The organism is uncultured Phenylobacterium sp. (assembly GCF_902826855.1).
Taxonomy (GTDB): domain Bacteria; phylum Pseudomonadota; class Alphaproteobacteria; order Caulobacterales; family Caulobacteraceae; genus Phenylobacterium.
The window spans coordinates 20,738-25,675 of the sequence record NZ_CADEGK010000043.1 but is presented as its reverse complement, the minus strand read 5'-3'; the positions used below and the strand labels follow the sequence as shown (position 1 = coordinate 25,675).

Sequence of the window (4,938 nt, the reverse complement as noted above, 5' to 3'; positions counted from 1 at the left end):
TCGGCGTCCGGAGCGGGTTCGGGCGCAGCGTCGGCGAACGGCAGTTCGAGCTGCAATGCGTCATCCTCGCCGAGGTTCGACGCGGAGATCGCCAGCAGAGAGATCGTCGGTTCGTGGCGGTTGTCGGCCAGCACGCCGCGCACCAGCTCGGTCGCCACGTCCGCCAGCGCCGCCGTGGCGTAGATGGGGGCCGGCAGCGTCAGCGCCCGCGTGACGCAGCGAAGGTCGGCGAAGCGCACGCGCACGGTCACCGTCCGGCAGGGACGCTCCTTGGCGCGCAGGCGACGTGCGATGCGGTCGGCCAGGTGCTGGAGGACGGGGCGGAAGACGGCTTCGGTCGCGGGCCGACGCCCGAGGGCCGATTGCGCGCCGGCCGAGTGGGCGCGCCGGTGGGTATCGACGACCCGTGGATCGCGGTTCCACGCCAGGGTCGTGAGCTTGCGGCCGGCGGCGCGGCCGAGCAGCCGCTCCATCGCGCCGGTCGAGCTCTGCGCCAACTGACCGATCGTGGTGACGCCGGCCTCCGCCAGCCTCGTCTTCGTCGCCGGTCCGACACCCCACATGAGCTCGACCGGAAGATCGTGCAGGAAGGCGAGCTCGCCCGCCGGGTCCACGACGACGAGGCCGTCCGGCTTGGCGACCTGCGAGGCGATCTTGGCCAGGTGCTTGGTGCGCGCCACGCCGATGGAAATGGGCAGCCCAAGCTCGTCTCGAACCCGCGCCCGCACGCACGCGGCGATGTGGGCGGGCGCTCCGAAGAGCTGCGCCGATCCTGCGACGTCGGCGAACGCCTCATCGATGGAGATGCGTTCGATGTCGGGCGTGAAGTCGGCGAGCACGGCGATCGCGGCATCGCCAAGGCGCTGGTACTCGCTGAAGTGGCCGCCGGTGAAGATGAGGCCGGGACAGAGCTCGCGCGCCCGGCGCCCCGGCATGCCGCTCCTCACGCCGAAGGCGCGCGCCTCGTACGAGGCGGCGAGCACTACGCCGCCGCCCACCGCGACCGGCTTGCCGCGCAGCTCGGGCTGAAGCAGCTGCTCCACCGAAGCGTAGAAGGCGTCCAGGTCGGCATGGAGGATGGAAGGGTCCATCCCGCATTGTTGTTCCCTATTTGTTCGAATAACAAGCTAGGGATAGCGCAGGCGCGTCCGCGGACGATCCGGGTGAAGTTGACGAGGAGCGCGGCGGCGGCCCCTACCTCCCCGTTCGCGGGGAAGTCAGGGGCCACCTAGGGCTTGGCGCCTAGCGTGACGCCTTGACCAGCTTTTCGAGCGACTTTTCCAGCTTGGAGAAGCCGGTGGTCATGCAGGCCATGATCGCCTCGGCGTCGGCGCTGGGGCCGGCGGGTGCGGACGTCTTCTTGCCGCCCGACATCTCGCGCACGCAGTCGTAGGCCTCCTTCAGGCGGCGGCCGGAGTCGATCTCCTCGGCGATGTACCAGGTGAGGAGGTTGGCGGTCATCGGGTCGTACTCGCCCTCGGCGATCTTGCGACGCGTATCGGCGAAGAAGTCGGTGACGGCGCTGTTCTCGGAGCGATCGCCGATCTTCTCGAGGTCGCTGATGTTCGGATTCGAGAGCTTGGCGAGCTGCTCGGCGCTGCGCGGGTCGACCTTCTTCTCCAGGCAGAAACCGAGTTCCGAGATGCGGCGGCAGAAGACGTCGCCGTGGCTGCGCTCGCGCGCGGCGACCAGGCGCAGGGTGCACGCCAAGTCCGGGTTGGGCGTAACGTCGGCCCAGGCTTCCAGGTAGATCCCGGCGGCGCTCTCGCCGTTTGAAATCGCGTTGAGGAGGCCGAGGTAGGCGGGCTCCTGCTTGGTGGTGGCTTCCATTGGTCGTCTCCTTGACGGAGCGCCTCAAGCGCTCTCGAAAGGGAGGTTGAGCCCGGCGCCGTTAGGGAAGGATAGGACGCCGGGGCCATCTAGCTGTCGCATTTCGCGATCGCCAACGAAAAGGGGCCCCGTTGGGGCCCCTCTCCAAACGTCGCTCCGGGGAGTGGGGAGGGCTTAGATGCCCAGGCCCGCGGTGCCGCCGGCGGCCAGCAGGCCGAGGAACAGCAGGAATGTCGGGGCGAAACGGTCGAGGCTACGTAGGGACATGACACACACCTTCTGAGTTGCGGTTTTCAGTTTCTTGGGCCCGCCGGCAGGCAGGCCTGTTTAGACGATGGTTAGTTAGCATAATCTGAACGGTGCATAGATCAGCGATTTTGCACTGCAGCTATGCGTTTTCGCAGGTGCGAACAGAGGAATCCGGTGACGAATTCCTCGTCGTGGGCGTTAGATACCGAGCCCCGCCGTTGCGAAGGCCGCGGTGAGGCCCAGGAACAGCAGGAATGCCGGCGTCAGACGGTCGAAAGCCCGTTCGAATTTTGCGAGAGACATGACACACACCTTTCAGTCTGGACCCTCAGGGGAGTGAGGGTCGTTCTTATTTGAACAACGCTCAGATGGGGGCGCGGAGCTTGGCCGTCAATGACATCTATACAGCGCTTAGATATGAAATTATGGTAATGCTATGAGCGAAGCTAAAAGCGCCGATTCCCGCCCCTACCATCACGGTGACCTGAGGCGCGCCCTAGTCGATGCGGCGCGCAGGTTGCTCGAGGCGGAGGGCCCCAGCGCGCTTTCGCTCCGGGCGGTGGCCCGCGAGGCCGGCGTCAGCCCGGCAGCCCCCTACCACCACTTCAAGGACAAGGCCGAACTGCTCGACGCCGTGGCCCAGGAGGGCTGGGACATCCTGCAGGAGCAGATGAAGGAGGCCAAGGCCAACGACCAGGGCCTGCATCAGCTGACCTCGCTCGGCATCGCCTATGTGTGCTTTGCCCGAGAGAACCCGGCGCTCTACCGCGTCATGTACGACGCCACCCGCGACAAGGAGGCCCTGCCCGAGGGCATGTCGTCGGACAAGGACAGCGCCTACTGCATGGTGCGCGACACCATGATCGAGCACGGGGCCGATCCGACCCAGGAGATCCATCTCGAGCTCGCCACCGTCGCAGCGTGGTGCGGAGCCCATGGCCTGGCCGAGATGGCCGGCTTCCGGCAGTTCGACCACCTCAAGGCCGCGCTCGGCGGCGAGCGTCCCTTCTTCGACGCTGTGTTCAGCCACATGGGCCTGTTCCCGAGCAGCCACGACGACTGCTAAGCGGGCCGGGTGTTCGCCACCCGCTTTGCGCCCTCTCCGACGGGCCTCCTGCACCGGGGCCACGCGTTCTCTGCGCTCACCGCCTACGCGGCGGCGCGAGAGGCGCAGGGTCGCTTCGTGCTGCGCATCGAGGACATCGACGCCACCCGCTGCCGCCCTGAGTTCGAGGCCGCCATCCTTCAGGACCTGGCCTGGCTCGGCCTGAGCTGGGAGACGCCGGTCCGCCGCCAGTCCGAGCACCTCGATGACTACCAGGCGGCGCTCAGCCGGTTGGAGTCGGACGGCCTGCTCTACCGCTGCTTTCGCACCCGCCGCGAGGTCTCAGAAGCCATGGCCTCCGCGCCGCACGGGGCCATGGAGGTGTTCCGCGGCCGCCCGCTGGAGGCGGACGAGGAGGCGCGGCGGCTAGCGGCCGGCGAGCCCTTCGCCTGGAGGCTGTCGCTCGACGCAGCGGCCCGCGCCCTAGGCGGGTTCGGTAATCTGAGCTTCGTCGAGGACGGCGAAGGGACCATCCCCGCGCGGCCGGAGCTGGGCGGCGACGTCGTCCTGGCTCGCAAGGACGTGGGCGTCGCCTATCACCTGGCCGTGGTGGTCGACGACGCACTGCAGGGGATCACGTGCGTCATCCGCGGTCGCGACCTGTTCGAGGCGACCCACGTCCAGCGGCTGCTGCAGGCGCTGCTCGGCCTGCCGGCGCCCGCCTACCGGCACCATCGGCTCCTGACCGGCCCGGATGGGAGGCGCTACGCCAAGCGCGACCGCTCCGAAACGCTGGCGTCCTTGCGCCAGCGGGGCATGAGCGCCGCAGAGCTGCGCGAGGAGCCGGGCTTTGGCTGACGCCGCCGCGAGGCCGGGACGCACGGATTGGCGGGCCCTGGCGGTGCTGCTGGCCGGGGCCTGCATCATCGGCCTGTCGCCGATCCTGGTGCGGCTGAGCGAGACCGGGTCGGCGGCGGCCGGCTTCTGGCGCCTCGCCTTTGCCCTGCCGCTCCTGGCGCTGATGACGGTGCGCAACGCCGGCTCGCTGGGTCGGCCCTCGAGGATGGCTCTGCTGGCGGGCGTGTTCTTCGCCCTGGACCTCGGGTTCTGGCACTACGGCATCCACTACACCTCGGTCACCAACGCCACCGTGCTCAGCAACCTGACGCCGGTCGTGGTGACCGCCTTCGCCTGGATCTTCCTGCGCCAGCGCCCGGCGGCGCTGTTCCTCGTGGCGGTGGCGCTGGGCGTCGGCGGGGCCTCGCTGATGGCGCTGGAGAAGGGCGGCGGCGCGTTGGTCAACCAGCCGCTCGGCGATGCGCTCTCGCTGTTCACGGCCCTCTGGTATGCGCTCTATTTCCTGGCCATGGCCGAGGGCCGCAAGAGCGAGACCACCAGCCGGCTGATGTTCTGGGTGAGCGCGGTCGGCGCCCCGCTGATCCTTTCCGCCGCGCTGCTGCTGCGCGAACCGATCTTGCCCGCCAGCACGCGGGGTTGGGGCGCGCTTGTGGGCCTCGGCCTGATGCACGTCGCCGGCCAGGGGTCCATTGCCTGGGCCATGGGGCGGCTGCCCACCTCGACCGCCTCGGTAGTGGTGCTGATCCAGCCGATCGTCGCGGCTTACCTCGGCTGGATCCTGTTCGTCGAACCCCTCGGCCCACTGCAGGCCCTGGGCGCCGTGGTCACCCTGGCCGGCGTGGTGCTGGCGCAGTGGGCGTCGCGGCCCAGGGCCGGTTAGCTGACGGGATCAGGGTCGAGCTTGGCGAGCTGGTCGCCGTAGACCTCCAGGGCGCGCCGTTCCCTCGTTTCCCGGA

Annotated in this window: 5 protein-coding genes; 3 read left to right on the top strand and 2 right to left on the bottom strand. The window is 68.9% G+C overall.

Translation table 11 applies throughout. The features are described from left to right. Positions 1–1,091, bottom strand: a 1,091-nt coding sequence (gene dinB / locus QZV94_RS08410) for a DNA polymerase IV (RefSeq protein ID WP_293677366.1), incomplete at its 3' end; no start/stop codon positions are given. Between the two features lie 151 nt (positions 1,092–1,242). After that, positions 1,243–1,830, bottom strand: coding sequence for a hypothetical protein (locus QZV94_RS08405; protein WP_293677365.1), 588 nt, complete (start codon positions 1,828–1,830; stop codon positions 1,243–1,245). A 685-nt stretch (positions 1,831–2,515) separates the two neighbouring features. Here QZV94_RS08405 and QZV94_RS08400 point away from each other — a divergent pair. Genes QZV94_RS08400 through QZV94_RS08390 form a run of 3 tightly spaced genes read left to right on the top strand, consistent with a single transcriptional unit; the run spans position 2,516 to position 4,862 of the window. Further along, entirely contained in the window at positions 2,516–3,145 is a 630-nt protein-coding gene (locus tag QZV94_RS08400; RefSeq protein ID WP_293677364.1) for a TetR/AcrR family transcriptional regulator, read from the top strand. Positions 3,146–3,154: 9 nt separating this feature from the next. Beyond that, the gene (gene gluQRS / locus QZV94_RS08395; RefSeq protein WP_293677363.1) at positions 3,155–3,982 is read left to right on the top strand and encodes a tRNA glutamyl-Q(34) synthetase GluQRS; all 828 of its coding nucleotides are present in this window, start codon (positions 3,155–3,157) and stop codon (positions 3,980–3,982) included. Further along, the gene (locus tag QZV94_RS08390) at positions 3,975–4,862 is read left to right on the top strand and encodes a DMT family transporter (RefSeq protein WP_293677362.1); all 888 of its coding nucleotides are present in this window, start codon (positions 3,975–3,977) and stop codon (positions 4,860–4,862) included. Before gluQRS ends, QZV94_RS08390 begins: the two co-directional genes overlap by 8 nt. The last annotated feature ends 76 nt before the right edge of the window (positions 4,863–4,938 follow it).